Source organism: Phaeobacter porticola (genome assembly GCF_001888185.1).
Classification (GTDB): Bacteria; Pseudomonadota; Alphaproteobacteria; order Rhodobacterales; family Rhodobacteraceae; genus Phaeobacter; species Phaeobacter porticola.
This window is the reverse complement of the sequence record NZ_CP016364.1, coordinates 2,122,055-2,145,654: the sequence shown is the minus strand read 5'-3', so window position 1 is coordinate 2,145,654 and position 23,600 is coordinate 2,122,055. Positions and strand designations below refer to the sequence as shown.

The 23,600-nt window shown below is 60.5% G+C and carries 24 protein-coding genes; 10 read left to right on the top strand and 14 right to left on the bottom strand.

What is annotated here, in order from left to right; all coding sequences use genetic code 11:
- Positions 1 to 134 precede the first annotated feature (134 nt).
- The 3 genes from PhaeoP97_RS10310 to PhaeoP97_RS10300 form a co-directional block, all read right to left on the bottom strand.
- Positions 135 to 1,001, bottom strand: coding sequence for a delta-class carbonic anhydrase (locus PhaeoP97_RS10310; protein WP_072506414.1), 867 nt, complete (start codon positions 999 to 1,001; stop codon positions 135 to 137).
- A 250-nt stretch (positions 1,002 to 1,251) separates the two neighbouring features.
- The gene (locus tag PhaeoP97_RS10305; protein WP_072504986.1) at positions 1,252 to 1,674 is read right to left on the bottom strand and encodes a hypothetical protein; all 423 of its coding nucleotides are present in this window, start codon (positions 1,672 to 1,674) and stop codon (positions 1,252 to 1,254) included.
- A 14-nt stretch (positions 1,675 to 1,688) separates the two neighbouring features.
- A complete protein-coding gene (locus PhaeoP97_RS10300; protein WP_072504985.1) occupies positions 1,689 to 2,891 on the bottom strand; it encodes a pyridoxal phosphate-dependent aminotransferase in 1,203 nt (400 codons plus the stop codon).
- 109 nt (positions 2,892 to 3,000) lie between these two features.
- Here PhaeoP97_RS10300 and PhaeoP97_RS10295 point away from each other — a divergent pair, with 109 nt between their 5' ends.
- The 3 genes from PhaeoP97_RS10295 (at position 3,001) to PhaeoP97_RS10285 (ending at position 4,224) form a co-directional block, all read left to right on the top strand.
- Entirely contained in the window at positions 3,001 to 3,396 is a 396-nt protein-coding gene (locus PhaeoP97_RS10295) for a helix-turn-helix domain-containing protein (protein ID WP_072504984.1), read from the top strand.
- On the top strand, positions 3,393 to 3,653 hold the full coding sequence (locus PhaeoP97_RS10290) for a succinate dehydrogenase assembly factor 2 (protein WP_072504983.1): 261 nt from the start codon (positions 3,393 to 3,395) through the stop codon (positions 3,651 to 3,653). Before PhaeoP97_RS10295 ends, PhaeoP97_RS10290 begins: the two co-directional genes overlap by 4 nt.
- A gap of 73 nt (positions 3,654 to 3,726) precedes the next feature.
- Positions 3,727 to 4,224: a MarR family winged helix-turn-helix transcriptional regulator gene (locus PhaeoP97_RS10285; protein ID WP_192849654.1), complete on the top strand. Its 498-nt coding sequence runs from the start codon at positions 3,727 to 3,729 to the stop codon at positions 4,222 to 4,224.
- A 514-nt stretch (positions 4,225 to 4,738) separates the two neighbouring features.
- Here PhaeoP97_RS10285 and PhaeoP97_RS10280 read toward each other — a convergent pair.
- The 3 genes from PhaeoP97_RS10280 to PhaeoP97_RS10270 form a co-directional block, all read right to left on the bottom strand.
- Positions 4,739 to 5,167, bottom strand: coding sequence for a VOC family protein (locus PhaeoP97_RS10280; protein ID WP_014875114.1), 429 nt, complete (start codon positions 5,165 to 5,167; stop codon positions 4,739 to 4,741).
- 130 nt (positions 5,168 to 5,297) lie between these two features.
- On the bottom strand, positions 5,298 to 6,722 hold the full coding sequence (locus PhaeoP97_RS10275; protein ID WP_072504982.1) for a hypothetical protein: 1,425 nt from the start codon (positions 6,720 to 6,722) through the stop codon (positions 5,298 to 5,300).
- A gap of 4 nt (positions 6,723 to 6,726) precedes the next feature.
- Positions 6,727 to 7,665: a thymidylate synthase gene (locus tag PhaeoP97_RS10270; RefSeq protein ID WP_072504981.1), complete on the bottom strand. Its 939-nt coding sequence runs from the start codon at positions 7,663 to 7,665 to the stop codon at positions 6,727 to 6,729.
- A gap of 313 nt (positions 7,666 to 7,978) precedes the next feature.
- Between PhaeoP97_RS10270 and PhaeoP97_RS10265 the strand changes: the two genes are divergently transcribed.
- Both PhaeoP97_RS10265 and PhaeoP97_RS10260 read left to right on the top strand, forming a co-directional pair.
- Complete coding sequence (locus tag PhaeoP97_RS10265; RefSeq protein ID WP_072506412.1) at positions 7,979 to 8,812, top strand: thymidylate synthase; 834 nt, start codon at positions 7,979 to 7,981, stop codon at positions 8,810 to 8,812.
- A 12-nt stretch (positions 8,813 to 8,824) separates the two neighbouring features.
- Entirely contained in the window at positions 8,825 to 9,301 is a 477-nt protein-coding gene (locus tag PhaeoP97_RS10260; RefSeq protein WP_072504980.1) for a dihydrofolate reductase, read from the top strand.
- 72 nt (positions 9,302 to 9,373) lie between these two features.
- Here the strand turns inward: PhaeoP97_RS10260 and PhaeoP97_RS10255 are convergent, their stop codons facing one another.
- A complete protein-coding gene (locus PhaeoP97_RS10255) occupies positions 9,374 to 10,531 on the bottom strand; it encodes a M24 family metallopeptidase (RefSeq protein WP_072504979.1) in 1,158 nt (385 codons plus the stop codon).
- Between the two features lie 70 nt (positions 10,532 to 10,601).
- Positions 10,602 to 11,369 carry a GntR family transcriptional regulator gene (locus PhaeoP97_RS10250; RefSeq protein WP_096740454.1) on the bottom strand — a complete coding sequence of 256 codons (768 nt, stop codon included), beginning with the start codon at positions 11,367 to 11,369 and terminating at the stop codon, positions 10,602 to 10,604.
- A 97-nt stretch (positions 11,370 to 11,466) separates the two neighbouring features.
- Here PhaeoP97_RS10250 and PhaeoP97_RS10245 point away from each other — a divergent pair, with 97 nt between their 5' ends.
- The 3 genes from PhaeoP97_RS10245 (at position 11,467) to PhaeoP97_RS10235 (ending at position 15,643) form a co-directional block, all read left to right on the top strand.
- On the top strand, positions 11,467 to 13,914 hold the full coding sequence (locus PhaeoP97_RS10245) for a GcvT family protein (protein WP_072504978.1): 2,448 nt from the start codon (positions 11,467 to 11,469) through the stop codon (positions 13,912 to 13,914).
- A 206-nt stretch (positions 13,915 to 14,120) separates the two neighbouring features.
- A complete protein-coding gene (locus PhaeoP97_RS10240; RefSeq protein WP_072504977.1) occupies positions 14,121 to 14,420 on the top strand; it encodes an ArsR/SmtB family transcription factor in 300 nt (99 codons plus the stop codon).
- Between the two features lie 2 nt (positions 14,421 to 14,422).
- Positions 14,423 to 15,643 (top strand): NADH:flavin oxidoreductase/NADH oxidase family protein, encoded by a 1,221-nt coding sequence (locus tag PhaeoP97_RS10235; RefSeq protein WP_072504976.1) that lies wholly within the window; start codon positions 14,423 to 14,425, stop codon positions 15,641 to 15,643.
- A gap of 826 nt (positions 15,644 to 16,469) precedes the next feature.
- Here PhaeoP97_RS10235 and PhaeoP97_RS10230 read toward each other — a convergent pair.
- From PhaeoP97_RS10230 to cobA, 6 genes are all read right to left on the bottom strand, one after another.
- The gene (locus PhaeoP97_RS10230; RefSeq protein WP_072506410.1) at positions 16,470 to 17,360 is read right to left on the bottom strand and encodes a ferredoxin--NADP reductase; all 891 of its coding nucleotides are present in this window, start codon (positions 17,358 to 17,360) and stop codon (positions 16,470 to 16,472) included.
- Positions 17,361 to 17,508: 148 nt separating this feature from the next.
- Positions 17,509 to 17,907 carry a DUF934 domain-containing protein gene (locus tag PhaeoP97_RS10225; RefSeq protein WP_072504975.1) on the bottom strand — a complete coding sequence of 133 codons (399 nt, stop codon included), beginning with the start codon at positions 17,905 to 17,907 and terminating at the stop codon, positions 17,509 to 17,511.
- Positions 17,908 to 17,910: 3 nt separating this feature from the next.
- A complete protein-coding gene (locus PhaeoP97_RS10220) occupies positions 17,911 to 18,690 on the bottom strand; it encodes a phosphoadenylyl-sulfate reductase (protein WP_072504974.1) in 780 nt (259 codons plus the stop codon).
- A 4-nt stretch (positions 18,691 to 18,694) separates the two neighbouring features.
- Positions 18,695 to 20,359 carry a nitrite/sulfite reductase gene (locus PhaeoP97_RS10215; protein ID WP_072504973.1) on the bottom strand — a complete coding sequence of 555 codons (1,665 nt, stop codon included), beginning with the start codon at positions 20,357 to 20,359 and terminating at the stop codon, positions 18,695 to 18,697.
- Positions 20,352 to 20,660 carry a DUF2849 domain-containing protein gene (locus PhaeoP97_RS10210; RefSeq protein ID WP_014880397.1) on the bottom strand — a complete coding sequence of 103 codons (309 nt, stop codon included), beginning with the start codon at positions 20,658 to 20,660 and terminating at the stop codon, positions 20,352 to 20,354. Before PhaeoP97_RS10210 ends, PhaeoP97_RS10215 begins: the two co-directional genes overlap by 8 nt.
- Complete coding sequence (cobA, locus tag PhaeoP97_RS10205; protein WP_072504972.1) at positions 20,660 to 21,493, bottom strand: uroporphyrinogen-III C-methyltransferase; 834 nt, start codon at positions 21,491 to 21,493, stop codon at positions 20,660 to 20,662. The genes PhaeoP97_RS10210 and cobA overlap by 1 nt, the downstream gene beginning before the upstream one ends.
- 146 nt (positions 21,494 to 21,639) lie before the next feature.
- Between cobA and PhaeoP97_RS10200 the strand changes: the two genes are divergently transcribed.
- The gene (locus tag PhaeoP97_RS10200) at positions 21,640 to 22,119 is read left to right on the top strand and encodes an Lrp/AsnC family transcriptional regulator (protein ID WP_014880395.1); all 480 of its coding nucleotides are present in this window, start codon (positions 21,640 to 21,642) and stop codon (positions 22,117 to 22,119) included.
- Positions 22,120 to 22,324: 205 nt separating this feature from the next.
- Positions 22,325 to 23,530: an MFS transporter gene (locus PhaeoP97_RS10195; protein WP_072504971.1), complete on the top strand. Its 1,206-nt coding sequence runs from the start codon at positions 22,325 to 22,327 to the stop codon at positions 23,528 to 23,530.
- The last annotated feature ends 70 nt before the right edge of the window (positions 23,531 to 23,600 follow it).

Below are 23,600 nucleotides of genomic sequence, written 5' to 3'. Positions count from 1 at the left end.
GGCTCAAACCGACAACGCGCTCTGAGCCCAGACTGTCATGTCCCAGCGTCCTATCCTGTGGAGCGCTGCTTCTTCTGCGCCCACTTTGCGGGCCCATCTTCCGCTGCCGCCTTTGGTGGCAGCGGAAGATGGGATCAGTTGCTGATCGGGGACAGCAGGTCCGGGCTGACCACCAGATTGCGGACGCCATGGGCGTGGGTTTCGTCGAAATGATTGTGCTCTAGCCAGGCGCCGACGCTGTGGATATTGACCCGGATCACCTTGGGTCGGACGCTCCAGGTGACCTGAAACGGGGAACCCTTGGTGTTGTAGCCCGGCCCGGTGGTGGAGCCTGCATAGCGCACCGGTGTGCCGGTGTTGCTGGGGATGTTCTGCGCCTGATAGAGGTTGTTACGGACCGTCAGGCGGGTCAGTTCCTCGAAATCGGCGGCGCCGGGGTCATTGACCAGGACATAGACCTGTGCCTCCACCCGGAGTTGTGGGTTGCCGATGGCCTCACTCAGGCAGGCGCCAAGCGTCGGGCCGGGGGTCACCTGCGCGGTGGTGTGGACGTAATGCACCTCAATCGTGTCGCCCGGCTGCAGATCGCCGTGGCCGCCCTCCGTCCCGATGGGGCTGTCCAGCGGGGCCAGTTCGGCGGCTGTCAGCGTGCCGTCGTATTGATAGCCGCTGCCGTAACCCTTGCCATCGCCATTGCCGGCGTAGGTGGTGAATTCACCGCCGCGATGTTCGGCATTCTCGTGAAAGTGGATATTGCAGAGGTTCATTTGCGATGCAGGTGGCGCCGCTGAGAAAAAGCGGAGGTTCTGCCCTTCGGCGGCGTCGATATCGCGGGGCGACTGCGGGCCAAAGCCCGCGCCAAAGGTGGACATGGCCAGCGCGGCGCGTTGCCTGTCAATCTCGCCGTCTTTCACGGGGTTCGGCGTGTCGGCGGCTATTGCTGCGCCATGCGCGAGGGTCAGGGCGGCAACGGCGGGAGCGATCAAACGATATGACGGCATCATGAATCCTGTTTTGACTGAGTTCACTGGTGACGGTGGCGGCAGTCGTGGACAGGCGCGAGACCAAACCAGGGGGCGAGGTGATCACGTCACAATCCGCATTGCCGCCTTTGTTTCTTAAATTGAGTGTGTGATAATTTTATTAATCGACCTGTGGTTGCAAATTAAGGCCTTGCCAGAGGGCTGCGGCCGGGATCGCTTTGTCAAAGACGCAGGATGTAGCGCATGATCTGGGATCGGTTGGATCAGATCAGGAGGCGTCGCTGTCCTTGGCGGCTTTCAGCAGCCGGTCGGCCTTCTTGCGGACCAGAACCGAGCGCAGGTCGTGCATCGCCAGCAGCATCTGGTCGGTGATTTCGTCCAGCTGTGCGTCACTGGCCTTGCTCTGGGCCCAATGGGCGGTGAGGTTCAGGTGGTCGATGGCGCGGTGGATGTCATCCATATCCCGCGCCGCCAGGGTGCGGCTGCGTTGCGCCATCCAGTCGCGGATGGTGCTCAGATCCTCGGGGGTGAGGCTGCGGTCGCCATGCGGTCGGATCTCGCCATTGCGCAGCTTTACCACTGCGATGTGCTCCATCTCCAGCCGCCGCTGCCGGTTTTCACTGTCGACGCGGAACACAAAGGCGCCGTTGTCGCGCACGCGAAAGTAATAGTCTGGCAGGGCGGTGGACATGCAGGGGCCTCCGGTCAGCGCAGCGCGGCGCAGAAGACCTGAATGCGGCGGCAGGCCTCGGTCAGGGTTTCATCGGCAGCGGCGTAGCTGATGCGGAAGTTTGGCGACAGCCCATAGGCCGCCCCATGCACCACAGCGACATCGGCCTCTTCCAACAGCGCCTTGGCAAAGGCCTCGTCATCGGTGATCGCAACGCCCCCGGCCGATGTCCGCCCGATCAGCCCGGCAATCGACGGGTAGACATAGAAGGCCCCATCCGGCACCGGGCAGGCGACGCCTTCGATCTGGCTGAGCATCGAGATGACCAGATCGCGGCGGCGACGGAACACGGCGGTATTGGGCAGAATATAATCCTGAGTGCCGTTGAGTGCCTCAACCGCGGCCCATTGGCTGATGGTGCAGGGGTTGGAGGTGGACTGTGACTGGATTTTGCGCATGGCATCGATCAGCGGCTTCGGGCCTGCCGCATAGCCGATCCGCCAGCCGGTCATCGCATAGGCTTTGGAAACCCCATTGCAGGTCAGCGTACGATCATAAAGTTTGGGTTCAATCTGCGCTGGGGTGCTGAAGGTGAAATCGTCAAACACCAGATGCTCATACATGTCATCGGTCATCACCCAGACATGGGGATGGCGCAGCAGCACATCGGTCAGCGCCTTCAGCTCCTCCGGGTGGTATCCGGCCCCGGTGGGGTTTGAGGGCGAGTTGAAGATGAACCATTTAGTGCTGGGGGTAATGGCTGCCTCCAGCTGGTCGGCGGTGATCTTGAACCCGGTCTCCAGCGAGGATTCGACACAGACGGGCGTGCCACCAGCCAGCCGCACCATGTCGGGGTAGGACACCCAATAGGGGGCGGGGATCACCACTTCGTCACCGGGGTTCAGCGTTGCCATTAAGGCATTGTAAAGGATCTGCTTACCGCCGGTGCCAACAGAGACCTGGGCGGGGGTATAGTCCAACCCGTTGTCGCGGGCGAACTTATCGCAGACGGCCTGTTTCAACTCGGCGATGCCATCGGGGGCGGTGTATTTGGTCTTGCCCGCCTGAATGGCGCGGATCGCGGCCTCTTTGATATTGTCGGGGGTGTCGAAATCAGGCTCACCGGCGCTCAACCCGATCACATCGCGGCCCGCAGCGCGCAATTCCCCGGCCAGCGTGGTGATCGCGATGGAGGGGGACGGTTTGACGCGGGCGAGGCTATCAGACAGGAATTGCATGGAAAGACCTCTGTTTGAATGTCATATAGAACTGTCATAGGGTGCCGCTAACAGCCGATCAAGCGGGATCAACAGACAGGCAAACTGATAGGCCAACAGGAGCGGAAAAATGAGCAACGACGACATGAATTGGTATGGTCCAGAGGCCGCAACTTTTGGTGACCGTGTGGCTGCGGCGCGCGAAGCGGCAGGCATGACACAAGCCCAGCTGGCCCGCCGTCTGGGCATCAAGAAATCCACCCTCGCGGGCTGGGAACAGGATCTGTCAGAGCCGCGCGCCAACAAACTGTCGATGCTGTCGGGCCTGCTGAATGTCTCGATGCGCTGGCTGCTGACGGGCGAAGGCGATGGGATGGAAGCCCCGGCAGGCGAACAGATGCCGCAGGATCTGGCGGCCGTGATGACCGAGCTGCGCCAGCTGCGTGAAGATCTGCGTAGCAACGCGGACCGGGCTGCGCGGCTGGAAAAACGCCTGCGTCTGGTGGTCGAAGGCGGCGTGCAATGAGCGAGCTGCACGCCCATCGTCTGAAACGGCTGCACATGCGATCCATGCGCCGCGGGATTAAGGAGATGGACATCCTCCTCTCGGCTTATGCCGAGGGGGCACTGGCGCAGATGAGCCCGGCGAACCTGGATCTATATGACGACCTGCTACAGGAAAATGATCAGGATTTGTATCAATGGGTGACAGGCCAAACCGCCACGCCCGAGCGCTTTGCTGTGATGGTGGGTGAGATAGCGCAAACCCATCAAAAAGAATAAAATTTCAGCTTAACGGATTTTTCGGGAATTTTTCGCATTGTTGCTGGCAGACACCATCGAGTCGGAGATGCGGATGAGTATGGAAATGCCAATCGGCCAGCATGACACCAAAGGGTTCATGACTGGCTATCTTGAGGCGCTCGCAATGGTAGAGCGTCTTCACCGGCTGTTGCTGGATGTGATCAAAGACGAATTTGAACGTGTCGGCGTGCTAGAGATCAATGCGGTCCAGGCGTTGCTGCTGTTCAATATCGGCAATAATGAGGTCACGGCGGGCGAATTGAAATCGCGCGGCTACTACCAGGGCAGCAATGTCAGCTATAACCTGAAGAAACTGGTCGAAATGGGCTATATGCACCACCAGCGTTGCGAGATTGATCGCCGTTCGGTCCGGGTGCGACTGACGGAACGGGGCCGTGAGATCCGTGATATCGTCGCTGCCCTGTTTTCGCGCCATGCCGAAGGTCTGGAAGGGAAGGGCGTGATCAGCCATGAAGGCATCGCGGATATCACGACCTCGCTAAAGAGGGTGGAACGCTATTGGTCTGACCAGATCCGTTACATTTACTAAACCTGACATTGCAGCGCCTGAAATGGGCGTGCCAAAATGGTCATAAACGCCTATCCCAGCATCGGCAGAACGCCGTTATTCAAGATATGCCGACCCTTCTGATTTGCTGCGTGGCAGCTGATCTGACCAAGCCATCCCGATGCCCACCGTGCAGAATGCCGGATGTGTTATCGGAACTGCGGACCAGAAGGTCCATCAGGCTTGGACTATCATTTCATAAAATGACAGCATGGCTGAAACACCACCGTGGCGACGGGCTGGTGCGGTTTTGCACGACGTGATGTGCCTTTGCCAAGCCGGGTGAGATGTCGGCGAATGCCACGTCATAGCGGCGTGGTTTTGGCATCTGAGATTGTGGATATAGGACAGGTTCGGATCCTCCGTATCGGCGCGGGTTTTCGACCTGATCAGCTGCGCGCTTGTGGCCCATCAGAGCGGGCAGCGCGCATATAGATACCACAGGGCAGGCGGAAAGAACGATCCGCCCTGTGGTGTTGGTTTTCAGCCGCCAGGTTTACCAGCTGCCGGTGTTTTCCATGCTGGCCCAGGGTTCTGCCGGGTCCAGCGCGTCGCCGTTTTGCAGCAGCTCTATCGAGATATTGTCGGGAGAGCGGACAAAGGCCATGTGACCGTCGCGCGGGGGGCGATTGATGGTGACGCCATTGTCCATCAGATGCTGGCAGGTGGCGTAGATATCATCAACACCATAGGCTAGGTGGCCAAAATGGCGGCTGTCGCTGGGCAGCGCATCATCGCCATCCCAGTTGTAAGTCAGTTCGATAGGCGTGTCTTCCTGGCCTTCGGCAGCCATGAAGATCAGCGAGAAGCGACCCTTTTCACTGTCATAGCGTTTGGTCTCTTTCAGGCCCAAAAGCGCATAGAACGCCATGGATTTTTCCAGGTCTTTGACGCGGACCATCGTGTGCAGATATTTCAGCGGCATCGGTGTCTTCCTCATATCAGGACGGTTGGCCCAAGGGGCGCGGCGTCCGTGTCGTATATCTCAGACCCTGACCATAATGCGTCCGCTGCCGGTGACCAGAGCGATTGCGGGATCTGATTGTAATTAGGGCTTAAAACTTGGACTGGATGCCGAGGGAGAGAGACAATTCGCGAGACTGGAAGCGGCTGTGATTGCTGTCTTTTTTTCCTGCGCGCAGGCGCAGTGTTGGGGCAAAACCCGCGTAATCATACTCTTCAAAGAACAGATTCACATCGGCATAGAGCGATGTGTCCTCGCGCCCTTCGGGCAGGTAACGGGCGGGAAAGCCCGCAATAAACTGCGGATAATCAGAGCGCCCCAGGATCAACCCGGTGCTGATTTTGGCAGGTCCCAAAGGTTTGGCAAACTGGTATCCCAGCCGCAGCGTCGCGGTGCGGTTGGAGGTGTTCACATGGTCCGAACGGGTGTCGCGCAGGGCGACGCTCAGATTGATCTGATCGCCGTTCAGCAGTTTGCGATTGACCCGCGCGCCAAGGCCGAACACCTCGCCATCCTGAGAAGGGCCGCGCGCATCCAGCCGCTGCTCGGCCATGCCATCCAGCGTCAGGCCGGTGCGCGCAGAGAGCTGCCAGCTGCGCCGGGCAGTCAGCCTGACCAGATCATAGTTTTTGTCGCCGCCGTACCAGGCGGTGCCAAAGCTGAAGCCGAGCGCCGCAGATCCCTTCCGCTCAAGCGGGCCAACGGCAAAGGCATGGGTTAGGGAAATCTCGCCATAGGTGGAACCAAACTCACTGTTGCGCGGCACTGTGGTGCCGGATTGCTGGGCGAGTGTGGCTGCCTTGGCCTTGGCATCCGAGGACAACGCGACCCGTTGCAGGTAGCCGCGCGCACTGAGGGTGGTGAGACTGGTGCGACTTTGATGCAGACGGCGGCTAAGCGACAGGTCAACGATGCCGACCGTGCCTTCCAGCGCGACAGAGCGAGGGCCAAACTGGCCCAGCGTGGGCACGCCGTCGATCACCTCCAGCGTGCTGTCGGCCCCATTGTTGACGTTGTTGGACGGTTTCAGCTCACCCCGCAGCTGAAAGGACCATGGGTTGATACGCCGCAGCACCTGATAGTCCTGGGCGATGCGTTTCTCGCTGACCTCATCAGGGGCGTGAATGGCGGTGCGGCGGAGCCAGACCTGAGCGAGGGTCGGGCGGGCGTCCTGTACCGCCAGCCGTGCGGCCAGTTGCGCGGCGCGGAATTTACCCGCGCTGTCAGGGGCAAAGCGATAGGCCCGCGCAGCGGAGCGCCGACCGGCGCCGGGCGATTTCAGCTGCGCCTGGGCGGCGGCGCGCAGATACCAGGCCAGATGATCACGCCGGTCGGCCCGCAGCAGCGCGCGGGTCAGGTCGAGCGTCAGATCCGGTTTGCCGGTGCCAAGTGCATGGGCCGCCAGCAGACGGCCCTGTTGCAGGCTCAGATGTTGTTCAGGCACAGGCTCTGCCGCAGCCGATGGCGCTGCACCAAGCAGCAACAGGGCAAGGGCTGCGGCTAGGCTTCGCCGCATGGGATCAGGGCACCGGCTGGTCGCAGACGTCTGAGCTTTCGGCGGTACCGCATTGGCCCAGAACGAAAATTCCATACTCTTCGACGCCCTGAATGCTCTCGATGTGATCTGCCGCAAAGACCGATCCGCCGACCGATGTGGCATCGGTTCCGGCAAAGATTCCCCCATAGGTGCCAACATTGGTGCGGGTGCCATTGGTCACCTGCGACGCGGTTCCGGTAAAGGTGCCGTTCTCGGCGATGGCCGTGGGTGCGAGATCAAGCGCCAACAATGTCTGGGGGGTGCCACCATCTGTGATTGGTTCAATCTGGCGGTTATAGATGGTGCCGTTGACAATGTTGTCACGGAAATCCGCATTGATGAAGGCGTCACCTGTGGTCTCGGCGGTTTGGGCCGGACGGATATCACCGGGGGTGCCGGGCGTGACAGGCAGCAGGTCGCCGCCGTCGCCGCCAACGTTCAACAGGCCCACATAGGTCCCCGCATAGCTAACCACGCCGCCAGAGGCGACGTCCTCGGTTGGGGCGGAATAGCCACCTGTGCGGCCATAGTTGGTGCCGGCAAAGTAGTAGGAGAACTGTCCGCCTGTGGCGACAGCCACGGCAAAGGCGCCGTTTTCGATTTCGCGGACATAGGCGGTGACGTGACGGTCAAGCGAGCTGTCCTGGGCAGTATAGGCCTGGTATCCCTGACGGTCGAGCGCGGGACGACGACGGTAGCTGGCGGAAAACGGTGTGTCATCAAGGCTGAGACCGCTGATCACCAGTGTTCCCGCATCGGCGTCATAGGCGACGCTGTCAACATCGGAGGCCAGGGCTTCGGGGACAATCGGATCGGTGGTGGTGCCCCCATCGGTGCCGTCATCGGTGTCAAAGGGGTTTGTCCCCCCGCCACAGGCTGACAGAAGGGTGGCTGCCGCAAGTCCTAGCATTGCCCGCTTCATTTGTACTGACCTCAAATTTTCTTTGTTTGCGGCAGTGTCTTGTCATGGTTGCGGAAAGTCAATTGAATTGCCGCGCCGGTCGCGCGGTTGCCGGGGGAGCGTGGCGGTTCGGTGACCTTTTTTTAACAGGCGCGCTGGCGCGTGCAGGCAGGCTGGGCTCCAGCGAGGCAATAGGGCGTTAAGACGCCGTGATCCGACCGGACAGCCCTTGAGATCAGAGGCGCGGGCAGGCTAGACAGAAGGGACCTTGCGGGTGCCACCAGCACCCCGTGCGGAGACGATCAGCGGAGACGATCACGAGGGGGAGGTCACCATGCGCCAGTACCACGAGGCATTGCAGTATATATTGGACCACGGCGAGGTCAGCAGCGACAGGACGGGCACGGGTACCATATCCTGTTTCGGGATGCAGACCCGCTATCCGCTGGCGGATGGGTTCCCCTTGGTGACCACCAAGAAGCTGCATCTGCGCTCTATCATTCATGAACTGCTGTGGTTCCTGTCGGGCGACACCAATATTGGCTATCTCAAGGACAACGGGGTGTCGATCTGGGATGAATGGGCGGATGAAAATGGTGATCTGGGACCGGTCTATGGCCATCAGTGGCGGCATTTTCCGCGGCTGGAGCTGGCAGAGGGCACAACCGGGGAGGAGCCGCTCTATCGTGCGGGCACAGTGGATCAAATCGCCAATCTGGTGGATATGATCCGCAACAGCCCCGACAGTCGCCGCCTGATCGTGACCGCCTGGAACCCTGCGGATGTGCCCGATATGGCGCTGCCGCCCTGTCATACGCTGTGGCAGGTGCGGGTGCAGGGGCGGCGGATGCATCTTCAGCTGTATCAGCGGTCTGCGGATATGTTTCTGGGGGTGCCGTTTAACATCGCCTCTTATGCGCTGCTGTTGAAAATGCTGGCGCATGTGACCGGTTATGAGGCGGGCGATTTCATCCACACCATCGGTGACGCGCATATCTATTCCAACCATATGGATCAGGTGAAGCTGCAATTGTCACGCAAGCCGCAGCCGCTGCCGGAGCTGCGCATGAATCGCGATGTGCCTTCCATTTTTGAGTTCAAATATGACGATTTCGATGTGCTGAATTACACCCCCGAGCCGGGCATCAAAGCCCCGGTCGCGGTTTGAGAAAGGACTGAGATGATCACGCTTATTGTTGCCCGCGACCAGAATGGCGCCATCGGCAAGGACAATACGATCCCCTGGCATGCGCCGGAGGATCTGAAGTCTTTTCAGCGCGAAACGCTGGGCGGGGCTTTGATCATGGGGCGCAATACCTGGGATAGCCTGCCGGTGAAACCGTTGAAAAACCGGCTCAATCTGGTGGTGTCCTCGGATCCTGAGGTCGCCGATCTGGTCTATCCCAGCATTGAGGCGGCGCTGGCGGAGGCGCGCGCGCAGGGCTATCACCGGATTTACGGCATTGGCGGCGCCGGCATCTATAAGGGCATGATGGAGGCGGCCGACCGGATGCTGATCACCGAGGTCGAGACCGAGGTGGAGGGCGCGGATACGTATTTCCCCAAGTTCCGGGCCGGTGAATGGGGGATCGCCAGCCAGACCGAGATCCGCAGCGAGGCTCCGGCCTGTGTGGTGGTGGAATATCTGCGCCGTTAAAGCTGCCAGCCGGGCTTTGAGGCCGCCGGGAGAGCGGCCTCTTGCCAGTGGCAGGTCAAGCATTGATGACCGTTAGATCACTGGCAGGTCGGGCGCGGCGCGGGTGCTCAGCAGGCGGCCGCCTTGTGGTGTGACCACGATGTTTTCCTCATGCACCATCATCAGCCCGTCCCCGTATGACAGCGAGGGTTCCAGCGTCAGCACCATGTTTTCTTGCAGCGTTGTGGTGTCAAAGGCCGCATGCGAAGGCTGTTCGGTCAGTTGCAGCCCCAGCCCGTGGCCAAGCCTGCCAATGTCGCCGCCGCTGTCGTCCATCTCGGCGATCACGGCGGACATCGCGTGAAACAGATCCCGGCAGCTGTTGCCGGGACGGGCGGCGGCCAGGCCAGCCTCGGTTGCGCGCCACAGCACGTCATAGGCGCGGCGCGCGGTGTCATCCGCGTGGCCAATCGCCCAGTTACGGTCAAAATCGCAGTAATACCCATCCAGCACCAGCCCGGTGTCCAGCATCAGGATATCACCCGCAGCCAGAGGCGTGGCATCGGGGGGAGAGATTACATCCGCATAGCCGCCCTGGGCACTGGCGCCGACCACATAGGGCGCGCCATCAGCCCCCTGCGCCAGCGCTTCGCGGCGAAACGCCCGGAACACGTCCTCCAGTGGCATGCCTTCGCGGGCGATCTGCGGCACCATATCAAAGGTGGCCGACCCAATGGCGCAGATGCGGGCCAGCTTGTCGATCTCAGCCGGGGATTTTACCATGCGAAGCCCCTGAACCAGCTGGGTCGCATCAGCCACGCGCAGACCTGTCAGGGCGGTCATCAGGCGTTCCCAGTCGCCCAACGGCATCCGCAGATGGGTTTCATGCCCTTTCATTACCCCAAGCGTCCGGAGCGATGACAGGGCCTCAATCAGCAGGCTGATGCCATCATCCTGGGGGGCGGGGGCGGACCAGGTGCGGATATCGTCGATCCAGCTGCGGCGCATCAGGCTGGCGCCGATCTCGGGAATGATCGCGATCGGTTTGCCACTGACTGGAACCAGCACAAACCACGGGCGCGTCGGGCTTTGCCAGAACAGCGACTGAAAGCCGGTGAAATACTGCACCTCCGGTTCTGTCAACAGCAGTATCGCGTCCAGTCCGGCTTCGGCCATGCGGATCTGGGCCAGTTCGGTGCGGGCGGCATATTCGGCGTCGGGAAATCCGCGCATGGGGGGGGATATTGTCATGGTGACCTCTTTGACGATGATACTGAGTGGATGATCTGGGGTCTGTCGCAGCGGGGTGCGGAGACGGATGTTAAGGGGAAGATACCCGGTCAACGATGGCGCGCGCCGAGAATTCTGCCAGCTCACCCCGCCATATCTGGCGACCTAGACAGAACGGCAGACCGGATTGATCAAGGATCACCTGCTGTAATTCCAACCCGGCGCGATTGGGCGATTGGCCCAGATGCTGCGCCTCCGTGCAGGTCATGGGGCGCATTCGTATTGTGATCTCACCGGTGCTGACCTGAGCGTCATAGTGCTGTTGCAACAACGCCGTGGTGGAATGTTGCAAGTCGTGGTCCAGCAGGCCGGGGAACCGGGCAGCGCTGACATACTCCGTCTCAACGAATGTGGCATGGCCATCAATACGAAACAGCCGTGTGTAACTATACACCTCGCTGCCCAGGGGCAGGTTCAGCGCGTCAGACACGACGGCGCAGGCCGGACCGGTGGCCGTGTCGATTATCTCGATTGTCAGGTCGCGATCGCTGGTCTGCGCATCGGCTACGAAGCTGACCATATGGCTGACGTCATAAGCCACCCGCGCAGGTGAGACAAACCGCCCGCGTCGCCCCTCGCTATAGGCAAGCCCTTCGGCCTCTAGCGCTTCTAGCGCGCGGCGCGCGGTCATGCGGCTGACCTCATAGGTTTCGGCAACCACACGTTCCGAGGGCAGGGCGGCACCTGATGGCAGCGTGCCGGTTTGGATCTGCTGGCGCAGTGCATCGGCAATGCGGGCGAAATGCGTTTCTGTTGCGGTAGAGGAGGGGGCGTTATGGGTCATCTGATCTGCAATCATTGGCTGTCCCTAAGGGCTAGCATCTTATCTGGTATAGACCAAGAATTATTATTGGTATATACCAGAATCAAATCTTACCCCGGCAGGAGATTCTGACATGGCCAAACCCCTTCCTCAGACCGCGCAGGTCGTCATTATCGGCGGCGGCATCCACGGTTGTTCTGTTGCCTATCATCTGGCGCGCGAGGGCTGGACCGATGTGGTCTTGCTGGAACGCAAACAGCTGACCTCTGGCACCACATGGCACGCGGCGGGGCTGGTCGGGCAATTACAGGGTAGCCATGCCACCACGGCCTTTGCGTCATACGGGGTCGAGCTGTTGCAGCAGATCGAGGTAGAAACCGGCCAGAACCCCGGCTTTCGCCAGTCGGGGTCGATCTCAATCGCCGTCAATGACGAGCGTCTGGCTGAGCTGAAGCGCAAAGCGGATTTTGCAGCGCTCTACGGGGTAGAGGCGCATTATCTCAGCACCGAAGAGATCGCGGAGCGCTGGCCTTTGATGAATGCCGACGGGGTTTTGGGCGGAATCCACATGCCGTCTGACGGGTCGGCCAATCCGGTGGATCTGACGCAGGCGCTGGCCAAGGGCGCGCGGATGAATGGCGCGCAGATATTTGAACATGTGAAGGTCGCAGAGGTGCTGACAGAAGGGGGCAGGGCCACCGGTGTGCGCACTGATCAGGGCACCATTACGGCGGATGTTGTGGTCAATTGTGCCGGTATGTGGGCGCGGGAGCTGGGCCAGCAGAACGGTGTCGGCGTGCCGCTGCATGCCTGCGAGCACTATTATCTGGTCACCGAACCCATCAAGGATCTGCCCGGCGATCTGCCGGTGCTGCGGTCCTATTGCGACGGCACTTATTGGAAAGAAGACGCAGGCAAACTGCTGTTTGGTTTCGCGCATTTTCACGCCAAACCCTGGGCCACCAAAGGCATTCCAGAGAGCTTTGAATTCGACAGCCTGCCCTTTGTTGAAGATGACGTGATGGAGGTGCTGGAGCTGGCAATGAACCGGGTGCCGCTGTTACAGGAGACCGGCATACGCACCTTTTTCAACGGACCAGAGAGCTATTCGCATGACGGGCGTTTCACCCTGGGCGAGGCCCCGGATCTCAAGAACTACTATGTGCTGGCGGGGGTGAACTCGACCGGGATCCAATCGGGGTCCGGCGCGGGCAAGGCGCTGGCGGATTGGATCATTGCAGGGCATCCGACCATGGATCTCTCTGAGATGGACCCGGCCCGGCTGGAGGCGTTTCAGGCCCGCGACCCCTATTTGCGCGAACGCTGCCCGGAAACGCTGGTGCTGACCTATGCGATGCATTGGCCGAACCGGCAGCGCGAAACAGCGCGAGGGCTGCGGCGCACGCCGTTCTACCATCCGATGAAGGCCCGTGGTGCCTGCTTTGGTGAGGTGCAGGGCTGGGAGCGCCCGCTGTTCTTTGCGTCCGAGGGCGAGACCCCACGGATCGATTACAGCTTTGGCCGCCAAAACTGGTTTGATGCAGCGCAGGCGGAACAGCAGGCGGTGCGCGAGGGGGTTGGCTTGATCGACTATACCATGCTGGGCAAACTGATGGTCGAAGGCGCGGATGCCGAAGCATTCCTGCAGAGGGTCTGCACCAACAATATGGCGCTGAAGGTCGGGCGGGTGGCCTATACGCTGATGCTGAACGAGCGCGGCGGTATTGAGAGCGATGTGACCGTTGCCCGTCACGGGCCAGAGGCGTTTATGGTGATGTCGTCGATTTCGCACACCCGCCGCGACCGGGATCATCTGACACGGCATATCTTGCCGGGCGAAGATGTGCGGCTGCGCGATGTCACCGCGCATTATGGGGTCTTGTCCCTGGCCGGGCCAAAGGCGCGGGATGTGCTGGCGGCGGTTGCGGACATTGATCTGACGAATGAGGCCTTCCGGTTTAACGCGTTGCAGCATTTCCACATTGGCCACGCTCCGGTGTTTGCACAGCGGCTGTCCTATACTGGTGAGCTGGGCTGGGAGATTTTCATCTCTCCCGACTTTGCGGAACATGTGTTTGAGGTGCTGATGGAGGCCGGTGCCCCCTTTGGTCTGAAGCTGGTTGGCGGCGAGGCGCTGAATGCGCTGCGGATCGAAAAGGGATTTCTGCACTGGGGTCACGATATGGCCTATGCCGATGCGCCGCATCAGATGGGGCTGGAGTTCACCTGCAAGCCGGACAAGCCCATCGCATTTGTCGGGCGCGACGCCTATGTCGCCCGCGCGGCCGAGGGGGCAGGGCCGTTCCTGGCCTCGATCAAGCTGCGCGATCCGGCGCCGCTGCTTTATCACAATGAACCGGTCATGCAGGGAGATCGGATCGCGGGCTATGTCACCTCTGGTGGCTATGGGCAGTCGGTTGGCGCGGCGGTTGGCCTGTGCTTTGTGTCGCCGACTGATGGGCAGGACCGGCAATCCCTACCGCAGGGCGACTGGTTCGTCCTGGTCGAAGGCGAGAAGATCCCGGCCGACCTGAGCCTGACGGCGCTGCATGACCCCTCTGCCAGCCGGATGCGCAGCTGATTTGGGCGAGGTTAAGCGCAAAAACAGGGCGCGATGACGTCAGCCTATTGTATGCGCTGGTGCAGATCATGACCCTGAGGCTCGGGGCGGAATGCCCGTTCCGAGCTCACGGCTACCACGTTGCTGCATTGTGCTAGCGGCGGCGTTCTCAAAATCTTAAGTCAGGTCACTTGACTCTGAAACAGTATATCGCGATATACCGATATATGGATATTGATAAAACTCTGTCGGCTCTCAACAACCCGGTTCGTCGCCAGATTTTGGCATGGCTCAAGGATCGCTCCAATTTCCCACCAGCCCTGCCGGAACACGCTGACCTGAGCGGGGTCTGCGTCGGCTATATTCAGGAGAGGGCAAACCTCTCACAATCAACAATCTCGACCTACATGCGCCTGCTCAAAGACGCTGGGCTTGTTACATCAGAACGGCATGGGCAATGGACCTTTTACAGACGTAACGAAGACGCGATCAAAGCAGCCCTGAAAATACTGGCGGAGGAACTGTAGTTATGAATATCGGCCAACACTTGACGCTGCCAAACAGTGTCACACTGAAAAATCGCATCGTAAAATCCGCAATGTCGGAAGCGCTTGCGGACGAATACAACAATCCCACGCAGGCCCAGATTGACCTCTTTGCGCAATGGAGCAAAGGGGGGGCCGCGCTTTTGATCACAGGGAACACACCCGTTGATCGGATGCATCTCGAACATGCTGGCAACTTTGTATTGGACCCCAGTTCGGACATGAAGCGCGTTTCAGCGCTTGCCGCAGCAGGCAAGAGTGGTGGTGCGAAAATCCTTGCTCAACTTGCCCACGCAGGACGGCAAACGCCTGAGGCAATCAATGCCCATCCGACATCGATATCAGACGTCCAGCTAGATTTACCCGGCTATGGCAAGCCGACACCAGCAAGCGAGGCCGAATTTGAAGAGATCATCGCAAAATTCGTGCGGTCTGCAAGGCTTGCACAGGAGGCTGGGTTTGATGGCGTCGAGGTTCATGCCGCACATGGTTACCTGCTTAGTTCCGCGCTATCGCCCCGGATAAACACCCGTACCGACCGCTGGGGTGGTGCTTTGGAAAACAGGGCTCGGCTAGCAATCGAGGTGGTCAGAGCCGTTCGGAAAGCGGTTGATCCGGGCTTCATCGTTGCCGTCAAACTGAACTCGTCCGATTTCCAGAAAGGTGGGTTCGACCACGCGGATTCAGTTCAAGTGGCCGTCATGCTGGAAGCAGAGGGCGTGGATTTTATCGAAATCTCGGGCGGCAATTTCGAAGAGCCGACAGCGTATCAACATGCGTCGAAAAGCGGATCAACTCAGATACGCGAAGCCTATTTTCTGGACTACGCCGCTGCCATCAATGATGCCTTGAATATTCCCCTCATGGTCACCGGAGGGTTTCGGTCCTCCAACGTCATGAACGACGCCATTGCTAGCGGCAAGACCGACCTGATCGGGATGGGTCGTCCCTTTATTGCTGACCCGGCTTTTGCCACCAAATTACTCAACGGTGAGATTGCGAAAGCCCCTGCAGTTGAGCAGGATTTTCCACCTGCCGAAACACTGCCGCGCGGCGCGGTTCTCAATTGGTTCTGCGCTCAGATTGCGCTGGCAGGACAGACAGGGGCACCGGACCTGGCGATGTCTGTTGTGGATGGGCATGAAAGCTACTTGAACCAAATCAAACTGGCCACCGATAGGTTACTCATCACTAGACGCAAATGACACCGGCGTGACGATTGTTTCTCGATTTTCGGCAAAACGGCCATTGAATTAGGAGCGATGAACGGCAGCAAAGTCTAAGGTCTGTGGCTGCTGTTCGGCGTGATCTGTTGCGGTGACAAATCTGACAAGGAGGAACGCGCGGGCTGTTTTGGGTCTGTGGGGATTGTGGGTTACAGCCGCAGTGTCGCACGTTGAGAGCAAACGGTTGCGTGACGACGGGCGGTGTATGCGCTTGATACGGTAGTCTTTCCATCGAAAGCCAGCAGTGCTGGCATCCGCGCGGAGGAGCCGATGGTTGGAGACTGCGACCCCCTCTCGGGACATTGCTGCGCAAATCGCGCATCGCACGCAGGTACATCGTCGGTGTCTTCGGCTGCCGACCCTTGATCCGCATATCTTTTTAGAAAACGTTGGCGCAGTTTGGGACCATATTGATTGGTCATCAGACCCTCCTGTCATTAGATTGAGAAGGTCCCAATCGTCAGACAGATGCGTCAGCTCGCAAAATCCACGCCACTCACATCAACGCGCAACAAACGCCAGTTCCCCGACAGCGGTGTCGTCCTTGTCCAGCACCATCGCCTTTGGACACTTCGCGCTGTTAATGACGGGGAGGGCGAAAGTCATCGCCATGCTATCGAGCCGTCACTGAAAAACGGATAGTCTGTCCGGTTTGTGCTGAATGCTTGACCATGCCGAACACTGTCTTGATGAAAATGTCACGGCAACGCGATGATGAACCGCGTTGCCGTTTCGGGTGATATTTTGTGTCGGGACCAGAGGTTCCCCTGCGAGCACCAGAAGCAGCGCCGCACGTCGATCCCGATCAGTCCAGAAACGCCTTTTCCACCACGAAATGCGCGGGCTTGGAATTGGCGCCTTCTTCCAGACCATAGGTGTTTTCAAACAGGTCTTTCAGTTCCAGATTGAACGCCAGGTTGCCGCAGATCATCGCGCGGTCGCTTTCCGGGTTCAGCGGCGGCACGCCAAGATCGGCAAACGCCTCGCCAGAGCGCATCAGATCGGTGATGCGGCCCATCTTGGCGCTCTCTTCACGGGTGGTGGTCGGGTAGTATTTGATCTTCTTCCAGAAGCCTTCGCCGATCACCTCGTTCAGCAGCTCATCGGTCTTCAGGCTTTCGATCAGCTCACGGCCATAGGTCAGCTCGCCTGCTTCGCGGCAGGTGTGGGTGATGATCACCTCGTCGAATTTCTCATAGGTCTCCGGCTCGCGCAGCAGGCTCGCAAAGGGCGCAAAACCGGTGCCGGTGGCAAAGAACCAGATGCGTTTGCCGGGAATCAGCGCGTCATGCACCAGCGTGCCAACGGGTTTCGGGCGCAGGATGATTTCATCGCCCACCTTGATGTGCTGCAAGCGCGAGGTCAGCGGGCCGTCCTGCACCTTGATCGAGTAGAATTCCATTTCCTCGTCCCAGCTGGGGGAGGCGATGGAATAGGCGCGCAGGAGTGGCTTCACCTTGCCGGTCTTGGGATCGGGATCGTTCATCAGACCGATCATCACAAACTCGCCCGAGCGGAAGCGCAGGGAAGCAGGGCGCGTCACCTTGAAGGAGAACAGCCGGTCGGTCCAGTGCTTGACCTCGGTCACGGTCTGGGCGTCGGGCAGGGCGGGCACGGCCTTGGCTGGTTTCGAGGCCGGATCTTGGGCCAGTTTCGGGTCTGTCACAGTATCGGTCACGGGTGTCATCTCGTTCATCGGATCCATTACCGGAGGAATATCCGGCACCTCTGATTAATCTTTGATACAGGTCAGGAAAACCCCTGTTTTCAGAAACCGGCTCCGCGCAGGGCGCAACGGAGCCGGGTCTGAGGGGGGAATTCCATAGAAGCGGAGGCTGGCTGGCTTAGCGCGCGGCGGTGCCGCGCAGGCGGGCCTGATAATCATGCGCCTGCCAATTGGCACGGGCAAGCCATTGCTCCTGGGGCTGACGGGCGGCCAGATCCTCGCTGATCTCCACCTCGTCAAACCCGGAGCGCCGCGCCATCGCATATTGATCGGCCAGCACATGGCCATAGGCGCGCAGACGCCCGGTGTAACCCGCCAGCCGCAGACGGCGGGCCAGGGTAAAGCCCCGGCCATCGGCAAAGCTGGGGAAATGAATACGGATCATCTCCAGCCCCGGCAGTTGGTTGGACAGAGCCGCCGGATCGGCATCCGGCTGCATCTCAATGGCAGTTTCGCTGTCAAAGCCCGCCGTCCAGCTGTCGGGGCCAAAGCCCGTATCGGTCACAATCACGCTCATCTGTCAGGCTCCTGTGCGAATGAATTTGCCATCCACCACGTGGATGCCGCATTCTTCCTTGTCTTGGTTGCGCCAGCGCCCGGCCCGCGGATCTTCGCCTTCCTTGACGGGCGAGGTGCAGGGGGCGCAGCCGATTGAGGGGTAGCCCTTGGCCACCAGCGGGTGACGGGGCAATCTGTTTTCATCCATATAGGCGCGCACATCCTGTGGCGCCCAATGGGCCAGCGGGTTGATCTTCAGCCGACCGGTGGGGCCAGTGGCGGTTTCTTCCACCTCGAAGAAGTCCAGCGCCGCGCGGGATCCCGCCTGAAACCGCTTGCGCCCGGTGATCCAGCCATCAAACCCCGCTAGCGCCTGTTGCAGCGGCGCGGTCTTGCGCAGGGCGCAGCAGGCGTCGGTATCCGAGAACCGCAGCGCGCCATAGGGGTCTTTTTCGGCGATATCAGCGGCGCGGATCACCTGTACGTTGCGCAGGCCCAGCCGCTCGCTCACCTCCTGCTGATAGACCAGCGTTTCGGTGAACAACAACTCGGTGTCGACAAAGACCACCGGCGTCATCGGATCAATCACCGCTGCCATATGCAGCAGCACGACGGATTCCGCGCCAAAGCTGGAGACCAACGCGATATGGCCCGCATCCTTGAGCGCGCCCTCCATCACGGAGGTGGCAGAGTGGTGGCGGAAGCGCGCATTGAGCGCATCCACTTTTGTTGCCAGTGCCAGCTGATGCGCACTGCTCGGGCCTTGGCGTGTGTCAGTCGGTAGTGCCGCTGCATTGACCATGGTGCTAAGCAACCTTTTTCTGGGCCTCGGGGTAAAGCGCGGCCTTGAACGGATCCATGCCGACGCGACGATAGGTCTGGAGGAAGGTTTCCTCGGCGCTGTCGCGCAGAGAGAGATAGGCGGTGATCAGGCGTTCCACCGCAGGCACGATTTCATCATAGGCGAAACCGGGTCCGGTGCGGGTGCCAATGGCGGCGGTCTCAGTCGCGTCGCCGCCAAGGGTGATCTGGTAGTTCTCCACCCCGGCGCGGTCGAGGCCAAGAATGCCGATGTGGCCGACATGGTGGTGACCGCAGGCGTTGATGCAGCCGGAAATCTTGATCTGGAGGTGGCCCACATCATGTTCCAGCTTCAGCTCATCAAAACGGCTGGCGATTTCCTGCGCCACCGGGATCGACCGGGCGGTGGCCAGCGCGCAGTAATCCATGCCGGGGCAGGCAATAATATCGGAGATCAATCCGACATTGGCGGTGGCCAGCCCGTGCTCTTTCAGCTTGGCATGCAGCGCAGGCAGGTCCGATTTATGGACATGCGGCAGGATCACGTTCTGCTCATGGCTGATGCGCAGCTCATTATAGCCGAACCGTTCTGCCAGATCCGCCATCCCGCGCATCTGCGCGGCGGTGGCATCGCCCGGCGTCTGGCCATGCGCCTTGATCGAGATGGTGACGATGGCGTGGTTGTCATCGCGGTGCGCCGCCAGATTGGTGTCCGCCCAGGAGCGGAACACCGGATCTGCGTCATAGGCGGCCAGATATGTTTCCACATTGCCACCGCGCAGTTTGGGCGGGGTGAAATGCGCCGTGATCTCCTCCAGCAGCAGCTGATCGGTGCCGTCAAAGGCCCTGCGGCGCTCTTCAAACCGCTCTTCAACCATCTCGCGGATGGTGTCGATGCCGTTTTCCAAAACAGTGATCTTGATGCGGGCCTTATATTTGTTGTCGCGCCGACCCAGCAGGTTATAGACCGCCAGCACAGATTCCAGATAGGGCAGCAGATCGGCTTGCGGCAGGTAATCGCGGATCACCTTGCCAATCAGCGGCGTGCGGCCAAGGCCACCGCCCACGATCACCTCAAACCCGGCCACACCGTCGCGTTCGACCATGCGCAGGCCGATGTCATGCGCGCGGGTCACAGCGCGGTCGGTGGAGCTGCCGGTGATGGCAATCTTGAACTTGCGGCCCAGGAACTGGAATTCCGGGTGGTCGGTGGACCACTGGCGGATCAGCTCGGCATAGGGGCGGGGGTCGGTCAGCTCATCCTTGGCGGCGGCGGCAAAATGATCCGAGGTCACATTGCGGATGGTGTTGCCGGAGGTCTGGATTGCGTGCAGGCCAACCTCGGCCAGCGCGTCCAGCATATCAGGCACATCGCGCAGCTTGGGCCAGTTATACTGGATGTTCTGACGGGTGGTGAAATGGCCGTAACCCTTGTCCCACTTCTCCGCCAGCAGCGCCAGGGCGCGCATCTGGTCAGAGTTCAGCGTGCCATAGGGGATCGCCACCCGCAGCATATAGGCGTGCAGCTGTAGATAAAGGCCGTTCATCAGGCGTAGCGGCTTGAATTCATCCTCGGTCAGCGATCCGTCAATGCGGCGTTCAACCTGGGCGCGGAACTGGGCGTTGCGTTCTGCCAGAAAGGCGGTGTCGAAGTCGTTGTACTTATACATTTGCTGCGGCCTCCTGTTTGCCGTGGCGATAGTTGGATGGGCCGGTGCGGCGGAAATCTTCGCGGAAATGAGTGGGTTCCGGGCCATTGTCGCCGGATTTCGCATCGGTGAGGTAGATGCCCACCACGCGCAGCGCGTCTTTCTCCGCTTCCAGAAGGCGCAGCTGGGCTTCGGCCTCATCTTCGATCAGCTCGGCCTCTGTCAGCTCACGGCTCCAGCTGTTGGTGTCGGTAAAATAGATCACGTCGCCCTCAAGCAGGTCGTTGGCGGTGATGATTTTCGGGGTAAAGGGGCGGGGCATCAGGCAAGCTCCAGTTTCAAATTTGTCAGGGCCTGGGCGCTGGCGCGCGGGGCAAGGCCAAGGAATGTCAGCGCCGGGCCGGTCAGTTCGGCGGCGGCAAGATCGGTGGGCAGACGCTCCAGCGTGGTTTCAATCACCCGCTGGTTGGCGCGCGAGGCGTTTTCAACAATGGTCATCGGCGTGGCGCGGTCCGCACCGTGCATGATCAGGCGGCCCTGCACGAAACGCGCGGATTTCTTGCCCATGTAGATGGCGGCCACCTCACCCGGACGGGCGAGAGCAGCCCAGTCGTGATCGGCAAAGCCCTTCATGTCGTGGCCGGTCAGAAACCGCACCGAGGCATTGCGCCCTCGCTGTGTCAGGCTCTGGCCGATGGAGGCCACGGCCGCGGAGGCGGCAGTAATACCCGGCAGGATCTGATAGGCGACACCGGCAGCCTCGCAGGCGGTGAGTTCCTCGTCGAGACGGCCATAGACGGTGGGGTCGCCGGATTTCAGGCGCAGCACCTTCTTGCCCGCGCGGGCATGGGCCACCATGCGGACGCAGATTTCTTCCTGGCTCACCTGCGGGCCAAAGCCCTCCTTGCCGACGTCCTCCAGCTGGGCCTGCGGGCCTGCCAGCGCCATGATCTCGGCGCTGACCAGACGGTCAAACAGGATCACATCCGCCTGCAACAGGGCGCGCGCCACCTTCAGCGTCAGAAGATCAGGGTCACCGGGGCCAGAGCCTGCAAAGGCGACCTCACCCGCCACCAGCGAGGAAAAGACGGACCCACAGGCAACGCCCTGCATCGGCAGGCGCGCGCGGGGGGTGATGGTGTCTGGACCGGTCATCTGGGGCCTCGTCTGGTTTGTTTGACTTACCCTTAGATATAGGAAATATTCCCCCTTATCCGCTATATGTCGCGGCAAATAAGGAAGATTGTTCCAGCTGACGGCAGATGCAGGCGGGTTGATCCCCAAACAAGGAGAAAACAGGAATGACAGTGCGGATCGACGGCACGGACAGGAAAATTCTGGCGGAGCTGCAACGCGATGCAGGCCAGTCGCTGGATGAAATCGCCCGCCGTGTGGGCAGTTCCAAGACCCCGGTTTGGAATCGTATTCGCAAATTGCGCGAGGGGGGTGTCATTGGTCGGCAGACCATGGTGCTGGATGCTGAGGCGCTGGGGTTTGAGGCGTGTTTCTTTGTGCTGATCCGCACCTCCGCCCATGAGGCGGAGTGGCAGGCCAAGTTTCTGAAGGCGCTGCAGGATCGCCCTGAGGTGCAGGAGGCGCACCGATTGGCGGGGGATATTGATTACATCCTGAAAGTGCGGGTGAAAAACGCCCGTGCCTATGACAACTTCTATCAGGCGCTGATCTCCGAGGTGCGGGTGCATAATGTCACGGCACTTTTGTCGATGGAGGAGATCAAATCCACAACGCTGCTGCCGCTGGACGCCATCGCCGAGGACTAAATGCGCTGTCGTCAGATGGCGCCAAAGGAAAGGGGGGCGCTGCCCCCTTTTTCGTGACCCGCGCCTGCGGCGCAGGTCCCATCCCCCGGAGTATTTCTGGAAAGATGACGGTGCGGGTCGCGCGGCGCCTGGCCTGGATTGAAGGCTTGCGCGCAAAGGGGCGCTCCGGCAATGGTGAGGCATTTGCTGTTGAGTTGACTTGATCATGTCCATTTCCCCATCCTCTGCGGCACCTATGGGTGCGGTGACTGCGCGCCTGATGTTTCTGCTGCTGTTGTTCTGTGGCACGATCTGCACTGCCATGATTGTGCCTTTCATGAGCTATTTCCTGGTCAGGGGGTTGGGTTATGAGCCTTGGATCATCAGTGTTTATGCCGGGATGGCGATCAGCCTGACCCTGGTGGCCAACCGGCAGTTTGCCCGCCGCATTGATGCTGGCGCGCGGGTGTTTCCGCTGGTTGGACTGGCAGCGGCGGGCTTTGTGTGTGCGGCCGGAGCGCTGGCGCTGCTGCCCGCGCTCTGGGTGGTGCTGACGGCGGGTGTTATAGGGTTCGGGATCAGCTCCAGCGCGGTGTCGACCATGTTCAGTCTGGGCGGCAGTCTGGCTGAGCGTCACAAGGTGGAGCGGGTGCGATTCAATGCGCATATGCGGGCCACGACTTCAACGGCCTGGATGATTGGCCCGGCTGTCACGTTTCTGATTGCGGATGGGGTCGGTCTTCGGGCGGTGTTTGTGATGGCAGTCGCGATGTCGATGGTCTGGATCGGTCTGTGGTGGTTTACGCTGCCCCGTGACATCACCGCGGTGCCGGGCCGTGCGCCCGCACAGGACAGCTCTGGCCAGACCGGAGGGGCGCCGCAGGGGTTGTGGCTGGCGGCCGGGTTTGTGTTCTGCCTGTCGAGCGCGCATTCGCTGACGTTTTCCGCCTTGCCGATCTTTTACGTGGAAGAGGTGGGGCTGCCTGGCTATGCGCCCGGTTTTGCCTTTAGCATCAAAACCTTTGTCGAGGTGATTGCGATCTTTTCCACCCCTTGGGTGATTGCGCGTATTGGCATGTGGCGGGCGCTGCTGGCGGTGACAGGGCTGGCGGTTGTGACGATCCAGCTACTGGCGGCGGTGCAGAGCTTTCCGCAGATGCTGGCGGGGGCGGCGCTGGAGGGGCTGTACTACGGGTTCTACGCCAGCCTTGGCATCAGCTATGTTCAATCCTTTGCGCCAGCCACACCTGCCCGCGCGACGGCGATTTACTGGAATACGCTGATGGTGAGCGGGGTGATGGCGGGCCCGGCTGTGGGGCTGATTGCGCAGGCCTATGATTTTCAGACCGTGATCCGCTGCGCGTCGGGTGTGGCTGTCGTGGCGGCCGCGGTGCTGATCGTTGGGCGGCCCAAAAAGCGAGCTGTCACCTGACATCGAAGGGCACAGAATGGCAGGCCCGAAGAACAGGCCTGCCAGTTATGGTCTTCCAGTCATGATTTTC

Bases quoted from the DNA above. Each gene is read 5' to 3' on its own strand.
- PhaeoP97_RS10310 (WP_072506414.1), bottom strand. From the start codon at position 1,001: ATGCCGTCATATCGTTTGATCGCTCCCGCCGTTGCCGCCCTGACCCTC.
- PhaeoP97_RS10305 (WP_072504986.1), bottom strand. From the start codon at position 1,674: ATGTCCACCGCCCTGCCAGACTATTACTTTCGCGTGCGCGACAACGGC.
- PhaeoP97_RS10300 (WP_072504985.1), bottom strand. From the start codon at position 2,891: ATGCAATTCCTGTCTGATAGCCTCGCCCGCGTCAAACCGTCCCCCTCC.
- PhaeoP97_RS10295 (WP_072504984.1), top strand. From the start codon at position 3,001: ATGAGCAACGACGACATGAATTGGTATGGTCCAGAGGCCGCAACTTTT.
- PhaeoP97_RS10290 (WP_072504983.1), top strand. From the start codon at position 3,393: ATGAGCGAGCTGCACGCCCATCGTCTGAAACGGCTGCACATGCGATCC.
- PhaeoP97_RS10285 (WP_192849654.1), top strand. From the start codon at position 3,727: ATGAGTATGGAAATGCCAATCGGCCAGCATGACACCAAAGGGTTCATG.
- PhaeoP97_RS10280 (WP_014875114.1), bottom strand. From the start codon at position 5,167: ATGCCGCTGAAATATCTGCACACGATGGTCCGCGTCAAAGACCTGGAA.
- PhaeoP97_RS10275 (WP_072504982.1), bottom strand. From the start codon at position 6,722: ATGCGGCGAAGCCTAGCCGCAGCCCTTGCCCTGTTGCTGCTTGGTGCA.
- PhaeoP97_RS10270 (WP_072504981.1), bottom strand. From the start codon at position 7,665: ATGAAGCGGGCAATGCTAGGACTTGCGGCAGCCACCCTTCTGTCAGCC.
- PhaeoP97_RS10265 (WP_072506412.1), top strand. From the start codon at position 7,979: ATGCGCCAGTACCACGAGGCATTGCAGTATATATTGGACCACGGCGAG.
- PhaeoP97_RS10260 (WP_072504980.1), top strand. From the start codon at position 8,825: ATGATCACGCTTATTGTTGCCCGCGACCAGAATGGCGCCATCGGCAAG.
- PhaeoP97_RS10255 (WP_072504979.1), bottom strand. From the start codon at position 10,531: ATGACAATATCCCCCCCCATGCGCGGATTTCCCGACGCCGAATATGCC.
- PhaeoP97_RS10250 (WP_096740454.1), bottom strand. From the start codon at position 11,369: ATGATTGCAGATCAGATGACCCATAACGCCCCCTCCTCTACCGCAACA.
- PhaeoP97_RS10245 (WP_072504978.1), top strand. From the start codon at position 11,467: ATGGCCAAACCCCTTCCTCAGACCGCGCAGGTCGTCATTATCGGCGGC.
- PhaeoP97_RS10240 (WP_072504977.1), top strand. From the start codon at position 14,121: ATGGATATTGATAAAACTCTGTCGGCTCTCAACAACCCGGTTCGTCGC.
- PhaeoP97_RS10235 (WP_072504976.1), top strand. From the start codon at position 14,423: ATGAATATCGGCCAACACTTGACGCTGCCAAACAGTGTCACACTGAAA.
- PhaeoP97_RS10230 (WP_072506410.1), bottom strand. From the start codon at position 17,360: ATGAACGAGATGACACCCGTGACCGATACTGTGACAGACCCGAAACTG.
- PhaeoP97_RS10225 (WP_072504975.1), bottom strand. From the start codon at position 17,907: ATGAGCGTGATTGTGACCGATACGGGCTTTGGCCCCGACAGCTGGACG.
- PhaeoP97_RS10220 (WP_072504974.1), bottom strand. From the start codon at position 18,690: ATGGTCAATGCAGCGGCACTACCGACTGACACACGCCAAGGCCCGAGC.
- PhaeoP97_RS10215 (WP_072504973.1), bottom strand. From the start codon at position 20,359: ATGTATAAGTACAACGACTTCGACACCGCCTTTCTGGCAGAACGCAAC.
- PhaeoP97_RS10210 (WP_014880397.1), bottom strand. From the start codon at position 20,660: ATGCCCCGCCCCTTTACCCCGAAAATCATCACCGCCAACGACCTGCTT.
- cobA (WP_072504972.1), bottom strand. From the start codon at position 21,493: ATGACCGGTCCAGACACCATCACCCCCCGCGCGCGCCTGCCGATGCAG.
- PhaeoP97_RS10200 (WP_014880395.1), top strand. From the start codon at position 21,640: ATGACAGTGCGGATCGACGGCACGGACAGGAAAATTCTGGCGGAGCTG.
- PhaeoP97_RS10195 (WP_072504971.1), top strand. From the start codon at position 22,325: ATGTCCATTTCCCCATCCTCTGCGGCACCTATGGGTGCGGTGACTGCG.